Source organism: Bradyrhizobium sp. 63_E2_N1_3 (assembly GCF_052076005.1).
Lineage (GTDB): Bacteria > Pseudomonadota > Alphaproteobacteria > Rhizobiales > Xanthobacteraceae > Bradyrhizobium > Bradyrhizobium barranii.
On the sequence record NZ_CP197235.1, the window covers coordinates 7,553,528 to 7,571,608 of the forward strand.

An 18,081-nucleotide genomic window follows, 5' to 3' on the forward strand; every position below is an offset into this window, starting at 1 on the left:
GGCAATCCGCTGGTCTTCAGACTTCCAGGACAACATATTGCTTGTCGATCGTGACCTGAAACGTTTCGGCGCGCAGCTCACCTTCGATCAGCGCGCCTCCGGGCTCGACTTTCAATTCATAGCTTCGGACCTTGGTGCGATCTGGCTCGCACCATGACCGCCCGGTTCGCAGATCGAATTCCCAGCCATGCCACGGGCAGCGCAACAACTCACCGCGACGGCTGTATTGATAGTCACCGGGCCCCGTCGCCTCGACGAGCCCGACGATGCGCCCCTTGCACAGGGACGCCCCCTCATGCGGGCAACGATTGCCGACGGCGAAATACTCGCCCTCGACATTGAAGATGCCGATCTCGCGTCCATTGACCTGGACCAGCAGGCGCTGGCCCGGCGGGATCTGATCCACGGTCGCAACCACATGCCGCGCCATCAGTCCAGCCTGTAGAACTTGCGCGCATTCTCGTAGAGAAGCTGCTCGCGCTGGGCCTGCGTGAGATTGGCGCGAAACGCGTAGCGCGGATCGTCGAAATCCCAATGCGGGTAGTCGGTGGAAAACAGCAGCCGGTCCCATCCGATCCTGTCGAACAGATCGATCAATTCGGCTGACGTCGCCGGCTCTTCCATCGGCTGCGTGCTGAACCACACCTGCTCGCACACGTATTCCGACGGCGGCTTCTTCACGTGAGGAACCTCGCTCCGAAGGCGTGCCCAGTGCTTGTCCATGCGCGCATTGAGCGACGGCACCCAGCCCAACCCGCCCTCCATGATCACGACGCGCAACTCGGGAAAGCGCTCCAGGACGCCTTCAAACACGAGACTGGCCACGACCGCCTGCATGGTCTGGGCGACCGAGTGATGTTCCTCCATGTAATAGGATGTCCATCCGCCGCCGGTCGACGGATGGCCGTTGGTGCCACCGACATGAATCGTGATCGGCAGGTTGTTGCGCACGGCCGCCTCATAGATCGGCCAGTAGCGCCGGCGTCCGAGCGGCTCGTCCGTTTTGGGCAGGATCAGGATTTGGGTAAAGTTGGGATCCCCTCCCCTGGCATCGATCTCGGCGACGGAGGCAACCGTGTCCTCCTGGGCGATCAGCACCGAGGCCCTCAAACGCGGCTCCTGCTTCACCCAGCGTTCGACCTGCCAGGTATTCATCGCGCGGGTCAATGCGACGCCAAGGTCGAGATTTCTCTGACTGCCCGGATTCCAGCGCAGGGGTATCAACATGCCCACCTCGATCCCGTTCGGATCGAGGTGCTGCTTCTTCATCAGGTCAAGGCTCGATCCCGGCGGCCCGCCCTCCTCCGGATAGGCATCGATCCGCGCAGCGTCGGGCGACATGCGCGGATGCGACAGTGCCTCGGAGAAGGCGTGGCGCAGGTGGCTGCCATAGACCGTGAGATGCTCGATCCATTGCCTTTCCAGATAAGGATGCACCTCGGTCCAGGACGTCATCGCCGGATGGATGTCGCAATCGATGACTTTCAGCTTGTAGTTCGAGGCCCGTGGCCGCTCCAGCTCAACGGTGCTCATGGCACAACCTCCATGATCTGATCGGCCGTGGCCAATCGCGAGTAAGTGGCGAGCGCATTTTCACTGGCGATCTTGCGGAAAAGCGCATCAGGGAGCCGGCCGGAGAGGACCGCCTCCCCGTCGAAATGCCAATGCGGATAGTCGGTCGAGAACAGGAACAGCTCGTCCGACTTGATGTGATCGGCGAGCCGCATGATGGCCTCGCCGTCGTCCGCCGCATCGACCGGCTGGACGGTGAAACGCACATTGTTGCGGATGATCTCCGACGGCGTGCGCGTGACCCACGGAACTTCGGCTCGCACACCTTTCCATGTCTTGTCGGCGCGCCAGATGAATCCGCTCAGCCACGTCAATCCGGATTCGATTGCAACGATCTTGAGCCGGGGGAATTTCGCGAACACGCCCTCCGATATCAGGCTTTGAAGCTGGCTCTCGAATGCTGCGGACTGCGCCACATAGTCCTCGACATAGTATGACGGCCACCCGACCGCGGTAGGCGCATATCGATAGGCGCTTCCTGCGTGAATTCCGATCGTCAGGCCGAGGCGCTCGGCGCGTTCGTAGATGGGCCAGAGATGTCGCCGGCCTAGCGTCGTTTCACCGGACACCAGCATAAGCACCTGCACGAACCGGAAGTCGTCGGCGCGGCGGTCGATTTCCGCCACGGCGAGTTCCGCGTTGTGCGACGGGATCACGATCGAGGCGCGGAGCCGCGGATCCCGGTTGAGCCAGTGATCTCTGATCCAGTCGTTGGTCGCCCGGCAGAACGCTGCCGCCATATCCTCACTGTGAAGGACCTGCGCGCCGTAGAGGCAGTTCAGAATTCCATAGCGTGGTCGAAACCGATCGAGCACATGGTCTTGCATCGCTTCGAGCGAGGAGCCAGCCTTCGCACCGCCCGGGAGAAGCCAGTCTGGACGACAGGACAGCGGCGAATTCTGCGGATAGCTGGTCAGGCTCAGATTGAGACGATCGAGCGCGCGGACGGAGACCATCTCGCGCCAATAGTCGTCCAGATAGGGCAGGAGGACGCCCATCCCGGGCACCGCCGGGTGAAGGTCGCAATCGATTGCGCCGGCATACGTCCTCGCCTCATCAAGACCGGCGACCAAGCCGTTTCCTTCCATGTCACTCTCGCCACTTTTTTCTTGGAATTGGGAGATTGAGCTCTATGTTGATATGTCAATAAATGTTTTGTCAAGAAATTTGATCTGGATCAATGCGCTGCAAAATGCGGGACTTGGAACGAAGTCCATTGGAGATCTTCGAAAATGCCGGCGACCAAGAAATTCGAGAGGGAGAAAGCTTCGGACGAACGTTCTCGGAGTGCCGGAATGCTGGCTCGTGAGCATGTGGCCGTGCTGGTGTCGACCCTCGGCATGCGCCTCAACAGAGGTGCGACCGCGTATTACCGCGCGGCCTGGAACATCGGCATCGTGGAATGGCGTCTTCTCATGACGCTCAAGAGCATCGAATCCCTCAATGTCAGTGAGCTTTCCGACGCCGCCGACATCGACAAGGCTGCAGCAAGTCGCAGTCTCGCCGTCCTGGCGGATCGAGGGCTGATCTCGATCGAGCAAACTCGCTCCCGTGGCAGAGCCGCCATCGCCAAGCTTACCCGCGAAGGTAGAGATTTCGCCACGAGAATGGCCGAAGCTTCGCGTAAGCGCGAGGCTCGGCTATTCAAAGATTTCCCAACCGCCGACAAACAACAATTGTCGCAACTTTTACATCAGCTTTCTAATGCCTTGGATCATGCTGATTGGGAGCACTAACGGATCCCACAGCAGCGGCAGGATCAAATGAGCTACGATGCTCAAGTCCACCCCGCAGAATGTTTCTCGATAGGATGCCCCCGTCTCACTCACGGCACGCGCGACGCTCTTGCCCTCCTTAGGGAGACGGCCGGCGGTTTCGGATCGCCCCAAAGTCCTGCTAGGTGGTGCATTGTTCTGAAAGTTGTAGCCGTCTCTCGCTTTTCAACCCGGATCGCCCGCAACAATTCGTAGACGTGGCTAGGCTTGATCTCTGGGATCGTGAGTTTCCAATTGCCGGGTAAGCGTACCGTTTGAGCGACGACGGCCATTGAACGCGATGCTTCGTGCTCCAGATCGACCAGTGCTTGCGCATGTAGATTTCGGCGCACAGCTCGAAAGTAGGCAGGGTGACCTTGGTCTCTCCGGCTTTCGCTTCCTCAGGCGCCGCTCGCTTCTCCACACGATGTCGACGCCGGGTGCGCTGCGATCGCCTTTGACACGAAGACGCGCTGCGTCGCGGACAAGCCGCGCGTCCTTTAGCGACACGTCCTTGAGCGATCCTAGACCGAGCCAGCGCGGCTTACCTTCTTTCCAGTACCGGTAGCACCAGTTCTTGCAATCGCGATGACGAGGTAGAGACCGTCGCCGTTGTTGTTGCTGGCTGAGAAGATGATGACGGCACTGCGAAAATGCGAATAATTTCCGTTGGTCACTTTTGAGGGGCTGTGTGATAGGCCAAGCGGTCTCCCATCCTCAAGCAAGTCGATCTGGTCGGACCACTGTCAAAGTCTTGGCACTGGCCTGTTTCCGGCGACAGTGGCCTAGTTTGAAATGACAACGTGGCCCGTTTTGTTCTGGGCCAACCATACGGTGTATTCACGGGCGGAACACGCCGTCATAGATTGCCGAACTTTCCCGGTCTTGGCACGATCTGCAATAGACGCCGCATTCTGACGGGCAATATCATTTCCCGTTTCAGGACTATGGAGGGCGGGCGCGCTTCGCGGGCTAGCTCTTAGTCCGTATTCCTGACCGCCTCAGCTAGTATGGCGTAAAGCTGGCGCTTGCTGAGCTCTTTGGGCTGCCGCTTCTCCAGTGGTTTCGACACCTTCTTACCTACAGTGCGGGCACAAGCGGCGGACAATGCCGCTCTCTTCCGGTCTACCCCTGTGAACGGAAATCGTCAGACTGCACCGGCATGTATCACGCGGGCCAAAACCGGACTCGTGCACCGTAGAAAATGATGGCGCATGATCTACTTATCCTATCGGTTCTGGTATGATCCTTAAGGTGGTTGAATATCTCGGGAAGCGGATTTTCCGAGCAGGAAGGGCATCTGCGGAACCTAACGTAACATCAGACGTTCTTCCGGCGTATGAGCAGCGCCGTCGCCCCGGCGCAGCCTGCGCAGAGGCGTCGCGCTGTGCTGGTCGGAGAGAAAGCTCATGAGACTCACTCTTTCGGTCATCAAGGCTGACGTTGGCTCAGTCGGCGGGCATACGAAACCATCTTCACGCATGATGGCAGCTGTCGAGGGCGAGGTCGCGAAGGCGATCTGCAATGGTCTGTTGATCGACGGTTTTGTCTGCCACACCGGCGACGACATTGCGATCATCATGACGCACACTCGGGGCGAGGGGAGCTCCGAGATCCATCAACTCGCCTGGAAGGCGTTTCTTGCGGCCACTTCGGTTGCAAGGACTTCCGGTCTCTACGGCGCCGGCCAGGATCTTCTCGCAGACGCACCTTCCGGAAACATTCGCGGTGCCGGCCCGGGCGTCGCCGAGCTCAGCTTCGACCACAGCCTCTCGGGGCCGAGACCCGCGGAATCATTCATGGTGTTTGCCGCCGACAAATGCGGCCCCGGCGCCTATAACCTGCCGCTCTACCTCGCCTTCGCTGATCCCATGTATTGCGCCGGGCTGATGCTACCCCCGATGATCAAGGGATTCCGTTTCCATGTCATCGACATGGACCACACGGCGGGCGACAGCGTGATCGAACTCGACGCGCCCGAGGACAACTACCACATTGCCGCGCTGCTCCGCGACAACGAGCGCTTTGGCATTGATCGCATCGTTTCTCAAACATATGGCGAGGTTGCCGCCGCCGTGTCGGCGCAACGTCTTCACGCAATCGCAGGCAAGTACACCGGCAAGGACGATCCGGTCGCAATCATCAGAAACCAGGGAATTTTCCCGGCGCCCGAGGAAATTATCTCGCCCTTCGCCAAGGCACACTTCGTGGGCGGCGATGCGCGCGGCTCGCATGTGATGCCGCTGATGCCCGTGCCGCTCAATACACCGGTCACTGGCATGTACTGCCTGCCGATCGTTTCTTGCGCTGGCTTTTCGGTCGACAAGGACGGCCGCTTTTCCGAGTCCTATACCGATTTCTTCGACAACCCGGCGTGGGACGAGGTGCGCCGGCGCGCGCAACGCAAGGCAATCGAGATGCGCAGCCAGGGCTGGTCCGGCGCTGCGATGCTGCCCTATTCTGAGCTGGAATATGGCGGCTTCCGCGACACCGTATCCGCACTCGTGAAGCGATTTCGGCTGCGTGAGGAGCGCAAGCCGGAAGCGGCCGAGTAGCGAAGCTGCGCTGTGCATTATTACGACCTGCCAATGCTGGGAGGTTTGGCTTGGCGAAAAGACGCATCGGCATTCTCACGGGCGGCGGCGACGTCGCCGGCCTCAACGCAGTCATCAAGAGCGTGACTTATCGCGGCAGTGAGAACGACATCGAGGTCGTCGGTCTCCGCCGTGGTTGGGAGGCCCTCACGCACTTGAACCTCGAGGACCCGACCAGCAGGTCTCACTATGTCATCCCGCTCAACCGTGAAAACACTCGCACTATCGACCGGCGCGGCGGCACCGTGCTGCACTCGAGCCGCATCAATCCGTCCAAAATACAAAAGCTGCCCGATCATCTCGTCGGCAGGGACGTTCCAGTCTCCCTGAGTACCAAGGACGGCATCGTAACCAAGACCTGGGACCTCACCGGCCAGGTGCTGGCGAACCTTTCGGGGCTCGGAATCGAACACCTGATCGCCATCGGCGGCGACGACACGCTCAGCTATGCGGCCAAGCTCAACGAACTCGGCGTCAAGATCATCGCCATCCCGAAGACGATGGACAACGACGTCCGCAACACCGAGTACTGCATCGGCTTCTCGACCGCGATCACCCGCGCCAGCGATGCCATCCAGCGACAGCGCACCACTGTCGGCTCGCATGAGCGAATTGGCATTTTCCGCGTCTTTGGCCGCGATGCTGGATTCACAGCGCTCTACGCCGCGTATGCGACCTCGATACGATGCGTCATACCGGAGTACAAGGTCAACCTCGACAAACTGATCCAGCTGCTCCTCGAGGAGAAGCGAGCGAACCCAAGCAACTACGCGCTGATCGTGCTCAGCGAGGGTGCCGAGTGGGAGGGCTTCAACCTGCAGGAATACGGCGAGCCTGACGCCTACGGTCACCGCAAGAAGGCCAACGTGGCGGAATCGCTTGCCGACGAGATCAAGCGGCGCGCCGGCGAGGAGACGATCACCTCCGACCTCACCTACGACCTGCGATCGGGCGATCCGGACTTCATCGACAAGCTTGTGGCCCTGACTTTCGGCAACATGGCCTACGATGCCATCCTGGAAGGCAAGACCGGCCTCATGTCGGCGCTGGTAGAGGGCTGCTACGACCTCGTGCCCATCCCTGACGCCAAGCTCGGCCCGCGCAAATTGGACGTCGCCAGCAGCTACAACACGGAGCGCTATCGCCCCATCTACGGCAACAAGCAGGGGTTGCCGATCTTTCTCAACCGCGCGTCATAGATAGATGGTGACCCAAGCGCCGGCATGACTGGTTGCTGCGGGTGCGTCGCAACCGGCCTTGTCGCCGCCGCGCCACCGAGATCGGGGAGACGGCTCATGAGGACCTTGCTGCTGCTCGTGCTTTCTATGGTGACCGTCGTGCGCGAAGTGACCGCACAGGACGCTCAATGCGTCCTCGAACGCGCCGCCATGGTCGAAACCATCCGGTCCTACGCCCGGTCCCACGTCAGTGTTTTGGGACAGCAGGGGCTGTCGGGGAGAGTCCTTGAGGCCATGGGGCAAACACAACGCCATCTGTTCATCCCTGAGCGATCTTGCTCCATCGCATACGCAGACATGCCGCTTCCGATCGGCGCCGGCCAGACCATATCGCAGCCATTCATCGTGGCCTTGATGACTCAGCTGGCTTACGTCGCGCCCGATGATGTTGTGCTCGAAGTCGGTACGGGTTCGGGCTATCAGGCTGCCATCCTTGCGCACCTGGCGCGAAAGGTCTGCACCATCGAGATCATCCCGCAGTTGGCCGCAGCCGCAGCCAAAACGCTCAAGGACCTCGCGTATGACAATGTGAGCGTTCGGCTTGGCGACGGCTATGCCGGCTGGCCCGATTGCGGTCCTTTTGAAGCAATCATCGTCACCGCAGCGCTCGGGCACGTACCGGCGCCGCTGATTGAGCAGCTCAAATTGGGTGGCCGGCTGGTGATGCCGGTGGGACCTGCCTACACCACTCAGCAGCTCACGGTGGTGGAAAAAACCGGCCCGGGCAAGACAACAACGCGCGCCGCCAGCCTCGTGCGGTTTGTACCCTTTACGCGCTCACCAGATTAGAAACCAATCGACGTTTAATTCTTGAGCAGCACTTGCGCAGTCGCCTCGCTGGCTGGAGCCTTGCGGAAAGCGCCAGCTGTTCGAACCTGTCGGCTTCGGGTCAAAATCCGCATTGACCGCCGCGAAATCCAACTTCCGCTCTGCCCCTGTTAACGGACATCGTCAGACGGTCAGTCGGGTCCGCCACCAGTTGCAACTCAAAAAGACCCGCGCGCGAAGGGGAACCGAATGCGCTAGGTCGCATTTCTAGACGTACAGGCACACTTGCTACGTCAAGCTGACCCTTTCACGACAACTTCCGAAAGGATGGCGACCATGCCACGGGTGAAGCAAGCTGCGAAGCACGTACGCGCAACCAAAGCCGCCGCCGTCACGGCACTCGGTACGGCCGGACTGGGTCTCTCGCTGGCGGGGAGCGCATCCGCGCACACGATACCCACTGCTCATATCCCGCATTCTGACAACATCTCGCCCAATCAGCGCTTCGTTCTTGGCGAAGAGGAAATGGCCGACGTCAGTCTCGCCACGTTCTATCTCTTCGATAAGGAAAATGCTGGAAGCGACGTGCAGCTAGCCGCCGTTGTTGTTCGCCGAGGTTGCGGTGGTTGCCGTGGCTGCCGTGGTTGCCGAGCTGTGCGTGGTTGCGGTGGCTGCGGGGGTTGCGGCGGCTGCTGCGCACGCTGGGGACGGTGCCGCTGGTGCTAAGTTCCACGACCTAGCGGATGAACGATAAAACTTAACGAACAATCGTGCGGCATCTCCGCCGCAGGTCGGCGATGATATCACCCCTGTAGCCTGCTTCTCAGTACATCCGTGAAACCGAAGCGTCGACCGATGTTATAGGGTCTTCAGATTTTCAGCGCTCGTCTTTCCGCGCCTCGGATCGGTCTTCTCCTCGAAGGAGACCTTCTGCCCTTCGGCTAGTCCATGAAGGCCCGCACGCTCGACGGCGCTAATGTGAACAAATACATCCGGCCCACCATTGTCCGGCTGAATAAAGCCAAAGCCCTTCTGGCCGTTGAACCACTTCACGACACCCGTTGCCATTATCCGTCTCCAACAGTACCCACGAAAGAGTTCGCTACCCACAATCCGTGTGAGCAAATTCGATCCAGCGATGTCTTGGAAAGGCCCCCTCGGGGCGCGGCCATCAAGTCATTCAATAGGTCGAACCCCTTCACCATACCACCGGTGGCATGGGTTGCCACGGGAATGAGATGAGAGGGCGCCGCGGCTGGCCTCGGGTTCCGCGGCCTTCTCGAAGGGACTGTTCACGGCCCGCAAAACCTTGATTGCAATCAGCGGGCCGGCGGGCTTCTCTGTGAGGCGCACGCGCCCCAAATGCTGTAAGGAACACAATGCCCTACATCTTCTCGATCAACGACGACGTTCATCATCAAGCCCAGCGACCGCAGGGCCGCGCCGACAATGGCGAACGGACCGTCTACACTATTGTTGCATGCCTCCCGATTGAGGCGGACGGACGCATTCGATACCGCATCAAAAGCAAAACCGAGAATTTCGAGCGTGTTGTAACTGAAGATGAACTCAGTCAGTGGCTACAGCAGTAGGCGCGACAGTGGGCCTGTCGGTTGGTTCACAGGGGAGATCCAGCTCGACCTGCTTGCGGTCCACCTCGCTTCTCAGCGGCATTCGTACCGCGAGTGCAAACACCGCCTGTATCGGATCAAGCTCAAGGCCTCTCTTCGTTGCGTGTTCAGCCCGAACTATGCAGCCCCTGTGTTCCCCAATGAGCGCCAAAGGAGCCGCGACGCTAGTGGCCCGTGGCGTGCCGGTTCATTTCCTCCAGAAGCTCGCGCATTGCGTCGAACTGCGTGCCAAAGCCTTTCCAGTCGCCGGACTTCAATCGTTCAACGGCATGATTGTAGCGGTCGAGCGCCTCCCGTGCCTGACTTGCCGACGGGCGTGCGACAGGCATTTCCTCCTTCGTGCTCGAGACCGGCCGCACCGCGCCAGGCTCGATAAACAGTGCTGACAAGGCCTCGTCGAGCGTCTCCTTCATCACCACATGTTCACCATAGGCTGCGATCACGCGTTTCAGCTCCGGCAGGTGTCCGTGCTCCGCTCGCAAATAGAGCGGCGTTACATAGAGGATCGAGTTCTCGATTGGGATCACAAGCAGGTTCGCACCGCGTATCACCCGCGAGCCCATCTGATTCCACAGCGTGATCTGCTGCGATATATCGGTGCTCTGATTGATCCGCGCTTCGATCTGGAACGGCCCGTAGACGAGCTTCTCCTTGGGAAACTCGTAGACAATCAGCTTGCCGTAGTCGGGTGCGTCGCAACGCGCGGCGAGCCACGCGATCATATTGTCGCGGCGGCTTGGCACCATGGGAAGCATGAGGAAAAACTCGGCCTGCGGCTCGCCGGGCAGTCGCATGATGATGTAATATGGGGCCATCGTCGCAATGCCGCCGCCGCCCGGCTGGCGCGGGAACTGCCAGAGATCCTCGCGGTTATAGAAAACGTCAGCGGCCTCCATGTGATAGCTCTGATAGAGCTGCGCCTGAATCAGGAACAGGTCCTCCGGATAGCGAATGTGCCTCTGCATATCCGCCGGCATGGCCGAGAATGGCTTGAACAGGCTCGGAAAGATACGCCGATAGGTCGCTGCAATCGGATCGCCGGTCTCCATCAGGTAAAAGTCGACGGTCCCGTTATAGGCATCGACGATGACCTTCACTGAATTGCGAATGTAGTTGATATCCTCGTCTTGCGCCGGCTGCGCGGAGGGGAAGTAGGAACTCACCGTGTAGGCGTCCTGCATCCAGAACATCCGCCCATTGCTGATGACCAGATAAGGATCGTGATCGAGCCTGAGGAACGGGGCGATCGTTCGTACTCTTTCCCCGATATTGCGCCGGATCATGATACGGCTGTCGGTCGTGATGTAGCTTGAGAGCAGTAGGTTCGGGTCGTTGAAGTAGTAAGCGAACAGGCCTCTCCACACCATCGCCCCTATCGGAACGCCGCCCGTACCGTCATAAGCCGCGTAGACATTATCCTTTCCCTTCGGATAGTCGAACTCCGGCGTGCTCCCCTTGACGATGACGTAGTTGTCGCTCCGTTCGCCGTAGTAGAGGCGCGGCTCGTGGATATTGGGGCCTCCATCCGCAACCGGAGGGATATCCCGCAAATAGAGCAGCGGTAGCCCCTCGGTGCTTTTGCGCGTGACCGGGCTCATCACCGCGCCATTGCCGTGAGTAAACAGCACGTGGCGGTTGACCCATGTCTGGGCATTCGGCGGCAGCAGGGAGGGCCGCAATTCGCGAGCCGAGAGCATTACGCTTTGGTAGGAGCCATCGAGCCAGTAGCGATCAACATCAAGATCATGGAATTTGTAGTAAGTGCGGATCTCTTGCAGCTGCGCGTAGGTGTCCGACAAGGGCAGCCAGTCCCACAGCCTGATATTGTCGATTGTCGCCTTGTTGGCGTCGAGCGTCTTGAAGCTAAGCTTCTGTTCCGCCGCAAACGGCTTGGCTGCGATCTGATCGAGATTGTATGCCTGCCGGGTGAGCGCAATGTTGCGTTCGATATAGGGCCTTTCCAGCTCCAATTCGCTTGGTTTGACGAAGAACTCCCGGAACAGCACGGGAATCACGCTAGACAGCACGAAAGACCCGATCACGACAAGCAGGAACGCGGCGGCAGGAAGCCGGTAGGTGCGCACCCGCAAATTTGCCCACGTGGCGAACGCCGCGATGACCGAAAGTCCGATCACCAACCACAAGGCCGGGAGCCTCACGTGGACATCGGTGTAGCTTGCGCCGACGACCACACCGTTGTCGCCGTAGAGCAGCAGATAGCGATCAAGACCATAGGACCAGGCCTTCACTGCAAAGAAAAGACCGAGCAGCACCGAGCCGTGGGCAATCGCCATCGACGACATTGATCGGCGATGAAGGTCGTATTCGATATCGCCGTGCACCCAGTAGATCGCCGCGGCGAAAAGCGCGCTGAGAACGAGCACGAGCATGATCCAGTTTTTGATGAGGATATAGGCGGGCAGCGAGAAGAGATAGAAGCCGATGTCCTTGTTGTAGAGCGGATCGTCTGCGCCATATGGCACCTGATAGACAAACCGCAGGAAGACACCCCAGTTGCCGACTTCTGCGGCGGCGACGAGCAGAGCGATCAAAGCTGCCCCACCTACGGTCAACCGGGACCACGGCAGTCGACCGCGTAAAAGCGCAAGCAAATCTGGCGGCGCGTTGACCGCGAAGTTCCACACCGAAGCGGTGACAAGCTGTGTCGACCGCCGTCGGGCAAAGCGCAGGGCGAACCATCCGTTCAGCCAAAGGATGATGGCGGTTCCGGTCCAGACCGCAAGAAAGATGACGGTTTTCGCACCGATTGTCGTCCAAAAAACCTGCGGATAATTGATCGAGGAAAACCACAGCCAGTCGACGAGGAGGTCGCTCGCGAGCCAAAGCAGGATCAGGCAAACCCCAATGACAGCGGCCGCAATAGTGAGCCCGACCACGGCACTCTGCCTTGGTACCTTCCGTTCGGGTCCGGTGATCCCGATCGTCATGGCTTGATCATAGCGGAAATGAGGGACGCCCGCCGCTCGATTTCGCGGTCGGAATAGCGCTTCAAGGCGGGGGCACGGGTGCTCGAACCTGGGTCGCCAGGATCGCGAAACAGCGCAAAGTGGCGAGGTCCGCCGCGAATTCCCATTCGGCCTCGGTCGGAAGTTCCTTGCCTGCCCACTTGGCAAAGGCCTCGGCGTCGTTGAACGCCACATGCACGACCGGGTGCTCGTCCAGCCCGCGGATCGAGCTGCCCGGTCCGTTAAGGCCGCCGCCAGCAGAAAATTTGTCATAATTCAAAGGCACGCGATGTGCCGTTCATCGGCGCGACCTAAATGATCTGCGGACAGTTTCTTCCTGACGGCTCTGCGATTGCGCCAACGAGTCGCGATGATTGCCTATGTTGTTTCGTCAAACTACTGCTCGACAGCTGACTATGGTCTCTCCGTTCTTGTGGTAGATTCGGCGGCGCTATCGTGCCAACCGGCCAACCAACGATCGGATTTCGGCACGTGCTGATTCAGTTGTCCGCAGGTTGCTCGCTCATATAAACTACCCCCCGATCTCCGGCGGAGCCTTGCCATGAAAGCCTTCTTGCTCGCCTGCGCAGCCGCAATTGTGATCGCGGCGGCCGGTTTTGTCGTCCTTGACCAGATCCAGGAACCCGTCCAACAAGCGTTTGCGACGACGGGCGTGCGGCTCTGACCAAGCGCCTGGCACATTTATGGGCCGCGCGATCCCTACTCCGCCGCGGTGGCCGCCGGCCGGGGCCGTGCATTCGCTTCGGCGCGCGCATTCTGCTCTTCAAGCCAGAGCCCATGGTGCTCCTTGGCCCAGTTGACATCGACAGTGCCGCTGCCCATTGCCTCGAACGCGCCTTCCATACCGATCGTCCCGATATAGATGTGCGCCAGCATCGCCGCGATGAAGAGCATCGCCACGATGGAGTGAACGATCTGCGCGAACTGCATCCCTTCGATACCTGACAGATAGAACGGGAACATCAGCACATATCCGGTGGCCGCCACCAGGCCTCCGCCAATGACCACGATCCAATAGATTGCCTTCTGGCCGGCGTTGAAACGATAGGCCGGTGGATGATCGTGACCCACAATACCGCCACGGCGCTTGATCCAATCGACATCCGCCTTGTTCGGGACGTTGCCAGCGATCCACATCAGGAAGATCAGCACGACTCCGATGGTGAACGGAAAGCTGAGGTAGTTGTGCGCGTACTTCGCCCACTGCGACCATTCGGAAAACGCCTCGTGGCCAATCAGCGGCAGGAGCAACGGACGGCCGAAGGTGATGTTCAATCCGGAAATCGCCAGAACGACAAAGCAGGTCGCAGTCATCCAATGCACGAAACGCTCGAATAAGGAAAAGCGCACGATTGTGCGGCCGGATCGTCCGCTTTCCAGACGGACCATGCCGCGCGTCAAATAGAAGATCACGAGAACCGCCAGCATGCCGAGGATGGCAACCCCGCCAATCCAGCGCAGCGCCACGTTGCGGAATTCACGCCACTCGCGGCCAGCCGGCTGCATGAGCACGCTGGAGCGCTGGTCGGGAATGCTGACGCGCCCCTGGATCCGGTCCATTTCCTGGAGCAGCTGCCGCTCGTTAACCGAGCTCGCTGTCGGATTGACCTGCTGGGCCAGTGACGGTGCCGGCGCCGCAATGATCAACAGAAGCAATGCCCACGCGCCGATGGTGACTGGAATGAACCTTCCGGATGACGACATGAACTCCTCCTCGGCATCTGCGCCGCGTGGCCGCGGCCTGCTTCAGGACTCGATCGTCTCGCGATAGGCGGTTTTCCAGCCCCATGCGCCCGAGCCGTAGCCGCGCTTCAGTACGCGCTCTCTGTAGATCTGGGCGATGATCTCGCCATCGCCGGCGAGCAGCGATTTTGTCGAGCACATCTCGGCGCAGAGCGGCAGCTTGCCTTCGGCAAGCCGGTTCGCGCCGTATTTCTCGTATTCCTCCTTGCTGCCGTCGGCTTCGGGACCGCCGGCGCAATAGGTGCATTTGTCCATCTTGCCGCGGGAGCCGAAATTGCCGACCTTCGGATATTGCGGCGCGCCGAACGGACAGGCGTAGAAGCAATAGCCGCAGCCGATGCAGAGGTCCTTGGAGTGCAGCACCACGCCGTCGGCCGTGGTGTAGAAGCAGTTCACCGGACACACCGCAGCGCAGGGCGCATCGGTGCAGTGCATGCAGGCCATCGAGACCGAGCGTTCGCCCGGCTTGCCGTCATTGATGGTGACGACACGACGCCGGTTGATGCCCCAGGGGACCTCGTGCTCGTTCTTGCAGGCCGTCACGCAGGCGTTGCACTCGATGCAACGGTCGGCGTCGCAGAGAAATTTCATACGTGCCATCGTCGTTGCTCCTTATGCCGCCGCGATCTGGCAGAGAGTGACTTTCGTCTCCTGCATGTTCGTCGCGGGATCATACCCGTAGGTGGTGATCGTGTTCGCGCTTTCGCCGAGCACGATCGGATCGGTGCCCTTGGGGTAGTTGCTGCGAAGATCCTTGCCTGCGAGCCAACCGCCGAAGTGGAAAGGCATCCAGGCAACGCCCTTGCCGACACGCTCGGTGACGAGCGCCTTCATCCTGGCCCTCGAATTGTTCTCTGCGCCCGTGACCCAGACCCAGCCACCGTCCGTGACGCCGCGCTCGGCGGCATCGGCTGGATTGATCTCGATGAACATGTCCTGCTGCAATTCGGCGAGCCAGGGGTTGGTGCGCGTCTCCTCGCCGCCGCCCTCATATTCGACCAGACGGCCGGACGACAGGATGAGCGGAAATTGCTTCGCGATCCCCTTCTCGACCGCCGCCTTTTGCACCGAGAAGCCGATATTGGGCACCCGGAACTGCTCGGCGTCGGGCAACGTCGGATATTTCGCGACCAGGTCGACGCGCGGCGTGTAGATCGGCTCCCGGTGTACCGGAATGGGGTCGGGCAAGCCGAACGCATTCATCCGCGCCTTGCCGTTGCCATAGGGCACGCAACCATGCATGAGCGCGACACGCTGGATTCCGCCCGACAGGTCGAGCGACCACGACACCACGTCTGGCTTGGCCGGGTTGATCTTGTTGATCACAGCCATTTCGGCTTCCGTGAGCTCCGTGTCCCAGCCGAGCTTCTTCAGGCTCGCCAGCGTGAATTCCGGATAGCCGTCCTCGATCGCCGAACCCTTCGAGTACGAGCCGTCCGCGAGCAGGCTGACCTTGCGCGTGGTGCCGTCGGGCAGCTTCTCTTCGCGCTCGACGCCAAAGCGCGGACGGAACGTGCCGCCACCGTCCATCACGTGCAGATTGGTGTTGTAGAGCAGCGGCGTGCCCGGATGCTTGACTTCAGGTGATCCCCAGCACGGCCAAGGCAGACCGTAATAGTCGCCGCCGACCTCGGGATCGTCCTTGGGCGCCCGCATCGTCAGCATGTCGAACTTCGCCTGGTTCTTCATATGCGCCTTGAGGCGCTCGGGCGATTGCCCGCAATAGCCGGTCGACCAGCTGCCGCGGTTCATCTCACGCAGGACATCCTCCGCCTCGGGCAGATTGTTCTCGACCTTGATGTTCTTGAACATCTTGTCGGCGAAGCCGAACTTCTTCGCCAGGAGATAGATGATCTCGAGGTCGTCCTTCGATTCGAAGATCGGCTTCACGACCTGCTCGCCCCATTGCAACGAGCGGTTCGAGGCAACGCGCGAACCCTTGCACTCGAATTGCGTGGCAACCGGGAGAATGTAGACTCCATCCTTGCGTCCCGCCTCGACCGAGAGCGAGGCCCAGGTCGTCGGATGCGGGTCGGCGATGACGAGCAGCTCGAGCGCCTTCAGGCCATTAAGGGATTCAGGAATGCGGGTGATGCTGTTGCTGGCGTGCCCCTGCACGAACACGGCCCGCACATTGTCCCTCTGCGCGATCCGATCTTTCGGCAGCGTGACCGCTTCGAACCAGCGGGTCAGCGGGATGCCGGGCGTTTCCATGATCTGCTTGGAGTCGAAGCGCGACTTCAGGAACTCATGGTCGACTTCCCAAACCCGCGACCAGTGCTTCCACGCGCCTTCGGCGAGCCCGTAGTAGAACGGCAGCGTGACGATATCGAGCCCGACATCGGTCGCGCCTTGCACGTTGTCATGGCCACGGAAGATGTTGGCGCCCATGCCCGCTCCGCCGACATTGCCGGTCATCAGCAGTGCGATGCAACTGGCCCGCACGTTGGCGGTGCCAACGGTCTTCTGGGTCTGGCCCATGGCCCAGATCAGCGTTGCCGGCTTCTCGGTAGCAAACATCTTGGCGACGCGCTTGAGCTGCTCGCCGGGAATGCCGGTGACACGCTCGACTTCTGCCGGATTCCACTTCTCCACTTCTTTCCGGAGATCATCGAATCCATAGACCCGCTGTCGGATGAACTCCTTGTCTTCCCACCCGTTCTGGAGGATGTGCCACATCATGCCGTACAGCACCGGGATGTCGGTGCCCGGCCGCATCCGAACATATTCGGTCGCGTGTGCCGCGGTTCGCGTCAGGCGCGGGTCGATGACGACAAAGTTGGCCTTTTGAAGCTCCTTGCCCTCGAGCAGATGCTGCAACGATACAGGGTGCGCCTCGGCTGGATTGCCGCCCATGATGACCTGGGTCTTGGCATTGCGGATATCGTTGAAGCTGTTGGTCATCGCGCCGTAGCCCCAGGTGTTGGCCACGCCGGTAACGGTCGTTGAATGGCAGATGCGCGCCTGATGATCCGTGTTGTTGGTTCCCCAGAACGCGCCGAGCTTGCGGAACAGATAGGCGCCTTCGTTCGTCATTTTGGCCGAGCCGAGCCAATAGATGGAATCGGGCCCAGATTTCTCGCGGACTTCCAGGAGCTTGTCGCCGATCTCGTTGATCGCCGTATCCCAGGAGACACGCGTCCACTGCCCGCCCACGAGCTTCATCGGATAGCGCAGCCGCCGCTCGCTGTGCACGAGCTCGCGCACAGAAGCGCCCTTGGCACAATGTGATCCGCGATTGATCGGGGACTCCCAGCTCGGCTCCTGGCCGATCCACACCCCATTCAGCACCTCCGCCGTCACGGTGCATCCAACCGAACAATGCGTGCAGACGCTCTTGCGAACGGTTGCTCCCGATGTGAGGGGACCTGCCACTGCTGCTTTCGCCTTGCGGACGCCGCCGACCGGCAGCGTGCTCACTGCAGCGAGAGCGCCGCCACCAAGGCCAGACCGGAGCAGGAAGGTGCGGCGGTCGAGACCATTGGTTTGCCCGGACAAACCTCCCGCGATTGATCCGCGTGAAGCGGATTCGGAACGCTGTTGTGTTCTCCTGATCAGCACGGCCGCCTCCTCTCAACCCGGATAGCGATTGACACGGTAGTACGCCTTCACATGATCGGTCTCCTTGTAGCGCGCCTTGCGTTTCTCATCGTCGGTCTCGCTGTCCGCCTGAGCAGGCGTGATCAAGGGCGTTGCCAGCGTCGCGCCCGCACCGACCGTGCCGATGCCGACCTTGCGAAGGAAATCGCGGCGTCCGACTGTCGTTCTCTGCTCGTCCCTCATCGCATCTCTCC

General features: G+C 60.4%; 16 protein-coding genes and 1 pseudogene. 6 read left to right on the forward strand and 11 right to left on the reverse strand.

The window, feature by feature from the left end; all coding sequences use genetic code 11:
* Positions 1 to 16: 16 nt before the first annotated feature.
* The 3 genes from AB7531_RS35805 to AB7531_RS35815 are packed head-to-tail and all read right to left on the reverse strand — an operon-like array spanning position 17 to position 2,660.
* Positions 17 to 430: a Rieske (2Fe-2S) protein gene (locus AB7531_RS35805; RefSeq protein ID WP_063985295.1), complete on the reverse strand. Its 414-nt coding sequence runs from the start codon at positions 428 to 430 to the stop codon at positions 17 to 19.
* Complete coding sequence (locus AB7531_RS35810; RefSeq protein ID WP_063985296.1) at positions 430 to 1,533, reverse strand: amidohydrolase family protein; 1,104 nt, start codon at positions 1,531 to 1,533, stop codon at positions 430 to 432. Before AB7531_RS35810 ends, AB7531_RS35805 begins: the two co-directional genes overlap by 1 nt.
* A complete protein-coding gene (locus tag AB7531_RS35815; RefSeq protein WP_063985297.1) occupies positions 1,530 to 2,660 on the reverse strand; it encodes an amidohydrolase family protein in 1,131 nt (376 codons plus the stop codon). The genes AB7531_RS35810 and AB7531_RS35815 overlap by 4 nt, the downstream gene beginning before the upstream one ends.
* Positions 2,661 to 2,804: 144 nt before the next feature.
* On the opposite strand from AB7531_RS35815, the gene AB7531_RS35820 reads away from it, so the two are divergent.
* Complete coding sequence (locus AB7531_RS35820) at positions 2,805 to 3,308, forward strand: MarR family transcriptional regulator (protein WP_063985298.1); 504 nt, start codon at positions 2,805 to 2,807, stop codon at positions 3,306 to 3,308.
* Positions 3,309 to 3,548: 240 nt separating this feature from the next.
* Here AB7531_RS35820 and AB7531_RS35825 read toward each other — a convergent pair whose 3' ends face one another.
* Positions 3,549 to 4,022 carry an Arm DNA-binding domain-containing protein gene (locus AB7531_RS35825; protein WP_346283416.1) on the reverse strand — a complete coding sequence of 158 codons (474 nt, stop codon included), beginning with the start codon at positions 4,020 to 4,022 and terminating at the stop codon, positions 3,549 to 3,551.
* A 713-nt stretch (positions 4,023 to 4,735) separates the two neighbouring features.
* Between AB7531_RS35825 and AB7531_RS35830 the strand changes: the two genes are divergently transcribed.
* The 3 genes from AB7531_RS35830 (at position 4,736) to AB7531_RS35840 (ending at position 7,947) form a co-directional block, all read left to right on the forward strand.
* Positions 4,736 to 5,881 carry a fructose-1,6-bisphosphatase gene (locus AB7531_RS35830; RefSeq protein ID WP_063985299.1) on the forward strand — a complete coding sequence of 382 codons (1,146 nt, stop codon included), beginning with the start codon at positions 4,736 to 4,738 and terminating at the stop codon, positions 5,879 to 5,881.
* A 50-nt stretch (positions 5,882 to 5,931) separates the two neighbouring features.
* Positions 5,932 to 7,119 (forward strand): 6-phosphofructokinase, encoded by a 1,188-nt coding sequence (locus AB7531_RS35835; RefSeq protein ID WP_063985300.1) that lies wholly within the window; start codon positions 5,932 to 5,934, stop codon positions 7,117 to 7,119.
* Positions 7,120 to 7,215: 96 nt separating this feature from the next.
* Positions 7,216 to 7,947 (forward strand): protein-L-isoaspartate(D-aspartate) O-methyltransferase, encoded by a 732-nt coding sequence (locus AB7531_RS35840; protein WP_084795290.1) that lies wholly within the window; start codon positions 7,216 to 7,218, stop codon positions 7,945 to 7,947.
* Between the two features lie 837 nt (positions 7,948 to 8,784).
* Here AB7531_RS35840 and AB7531_RS35845 read toward each other — a convergent pair.
* Positions 8,785 to 8,994 (reverse strand): cold-shock protein, encoded by a 210-nt coding sequence (locus AB7531_RS35845; RefSeq protein ID WP_038945713.1) that lies wholly within the window; start codon positions 8,992 to 8,994, stop codon positions 8,785 to 8,787.
* A 311-nt stretch (positions 8,995 to 9,305) separates the two neighbouring features.
* On the opposite strand from AB7531_RS35845, the gene AB7531_RS35850 reads away from it, so the two are divergent.
* Positions 9,306 to 9,518, forward strand: coding sequence for a hypothetical protein (locus AB7531_RS35850; protein ID WP_063985301.1), 213 nt, complete (start codon positions 9,306 to 9,308; stop codon positions 9,516 to 9,518).
* 203 nt (positions 9,519 to 9,721) lie between these two features.
* On the opposite strand, the gene AB7531_RS35855 is transcribed toward AB7531_RS35850, so the two are convergent.
* Together AB7531_RS35855 and AB7531_RS35860 are read right to left on the reverse strand one after the other, a co-directional pair.
* Entirely contained in the window at positions 9,722 to 12,505 is a 2,784-nt protein-coding gene (locus AB7531_RS35855) for a UPF0182 family membrane protein (RefSeq protein ID WP_063985302.1), read from the reverse strand.
* A 130-nt stretch (positions 12,506 to 12,635) separates the two neighbouring features.
* A pseudogene (locus AB7531_RS35860) lies at positions 12,636 to 12,764 on the reverse strand (formylglycine-generating enzyme family protein); the annotation flags it as partial.
* A gap of 321 nt (positions 12,765 to 13,085) precedes the next feature.
* On the opposite strand from AB7531_RS35860, the gene AB7531_RS35865 reads away from it, so the two are divergent.
* Entirely contained in the window at positions 13,086 to 13,208 is a 123-nt protein-coding gene (locus tag AB7531_RS35865; protein ID WP_256376430.1) for a hypothetical protein, read from the forward strand.
* A gap of 35 nt (positions 13,209 to 13,243) precedes the next feature.
* Here AB7531_RS35865 and AB7531_RS35870 read toward each other — a convergent pair whose 3' ends face one another.
* The 4 genes from AB7531_RS35870 to AB7531_RS35885 are packed head-to-tail and all read right to left on the reverse strand — an operon-like array spanning position 13,244 to position 18,070.
* Positions 13,244 to 14,248: a formate dehydrogenase subunit gamma gene (locus tag AB7531_RS35870; RefSeq protein WP_063985304.1), complete on the reverse strand. Its 1,005-nt coding sequence runs from the start codon at positions 14,246 to 14,248 to the stop codon at positions 13,244 to 13,246.
* 42 nt (positions 14,249 to 14,290) lie between these two features.
* Complete coding sequence (gene fdh3B / locus AB7531_RS35875) at positions 14,291 to 14,887, reverse strand: formate dehydrogenase FDH3 subunit beta (protein ID WP_063985305.1); 597 nt, start codon at positions 14,885 to 14,887, stop codon at positions 14,291 to 14,293.
* A 12-nt stretch (positions 14,888 to 14,899) separates the two neighbouring features.
* Positions 14,900 to 17,848 (reverse strand): formate dehydrogenase subunit alpha, encoded by a 2,949-nt coding sequence (locus AB7531_RS35880; protein ID WP_063985306.1) that lies wholly within the window; start codon positions 17,846 to 17,848, stop codon positions 14,900 to 14,902.
* 12 nt (positions 17,849 to 17,860) lie between these two features.
* Positions 17,861 to 18,070, reverse strand: coding sequence for a twin-arginine translocation signal domain-containing protein (locus AB7531_RS35885; RefSeq protein ID WP_063985307.1), 210 nt, complete (start codon positions 18,068 to 18,070; stop codon positions 17,861 to 17,863).
* Positions 18,071 to 18,081 lie beyond the last annotated feature (11 nt).

What these genes read in the sequence shown, in the direction of transcription:
- fdh3B (WP_063985305.1), bottom strand. Translation starts at nt 14,887, where the DNA reads ATGGCACGTATGAAATTTCTCTGCGACGCCGACCGTTGCATCGAGTGC.
- AB7531_RS35865 (WP_256376430.1), top strand. Translation starts at nt 13,086, where the DNA reads ATGAAAGCCTTCTTGCTCGCCTGCGCAGCCGCAATTGTGATCGCGGCG.
- AB7531_RS35885 (WP_063985307.1), bottom strand. Translation starts at nt 18,070, where the DNA reads ATGAGGGACGAGCAGAGAACGACAGTCGGACGCCGCGATTTCCTTCGC.
- AB7531_RS35830 (WP_063985299.1), top strand. Translation starts at nt 4,736, where the DNA reads ATGAGACTCACTCTTTCGGTCATCAAGGCTGACGTTGGCTCAGTCGGC.
- AB7531_RS35815 (WP_063985297.1), bottom strand. Translation starts at nt 2,660, where the DNA reads ATGGAAGGAAACGGCTTGGTCGCCGGTCTTGATGAGGCGAGGACGTAT.
- AB7531_RS35850 (WP_063985301.1), top strand. Translation starts at nt 9,306, where the DNA reads ATGCCCTACATCTTCTCGATCAACGACGACGTTCATCATCAAGCCCAG.
- AB7531_RS35810 (WP_063985296.1), bottom strand. Translation starts at nt 1,533, where the DNA reads ATGAGCACCGTTGAGCTGGAGCGGCCACGGGCCTCGAACTACAAGCTG.
- AB7531_RS35845 (WP_038945713.1), bottom strand. Translation starts at nt 8,994, where the DNA reads ATGGCAACGGGTGTCGTGAAGTGGTTCAACGGCCAGAAGGGCTTTGGC.
- AB7531_RS35855 (WP_063985302.1), bottom strand. Translation starts at nt 12,505, where the DNA reads ATGACGATCGGGATCACCGGACCCGAACGGAAGGTACCAAGGCAGAGT.
- AB7531_RS35840 (WP_084795290.1), top strand. Translation starts at nt 7,216, where the DNA reads ATGAGGACCTTGCTGCTGCTCGTGCTTTCTATGGTGACCGTCGTGCGC.
- AB7531_RS35820 (WP_063985298.1), top strand. Translation starts at nt 2,805, where the DNA reads ATGCCGGCGACCAAGAAATTCGAGAGGGAGAAAGCTTCGGACGAACGT.
- AB7531_RS35870 (WP_063985304.1), bottom strand. Translation starts at nt 14,248, where the DNA reads ATGTCGTCATCCGGAAGGTTCATTCCAGTCACCATCGGCGCGTGGGCA.
- AB7531_RS35805 (WP_063985295.1), bottom strand. Translation starts at nt 430, where the DNA reads ATGGCGCGGCATGTGGTTGCGACCGTGGATCAGATCCCGCCGGGCCAG.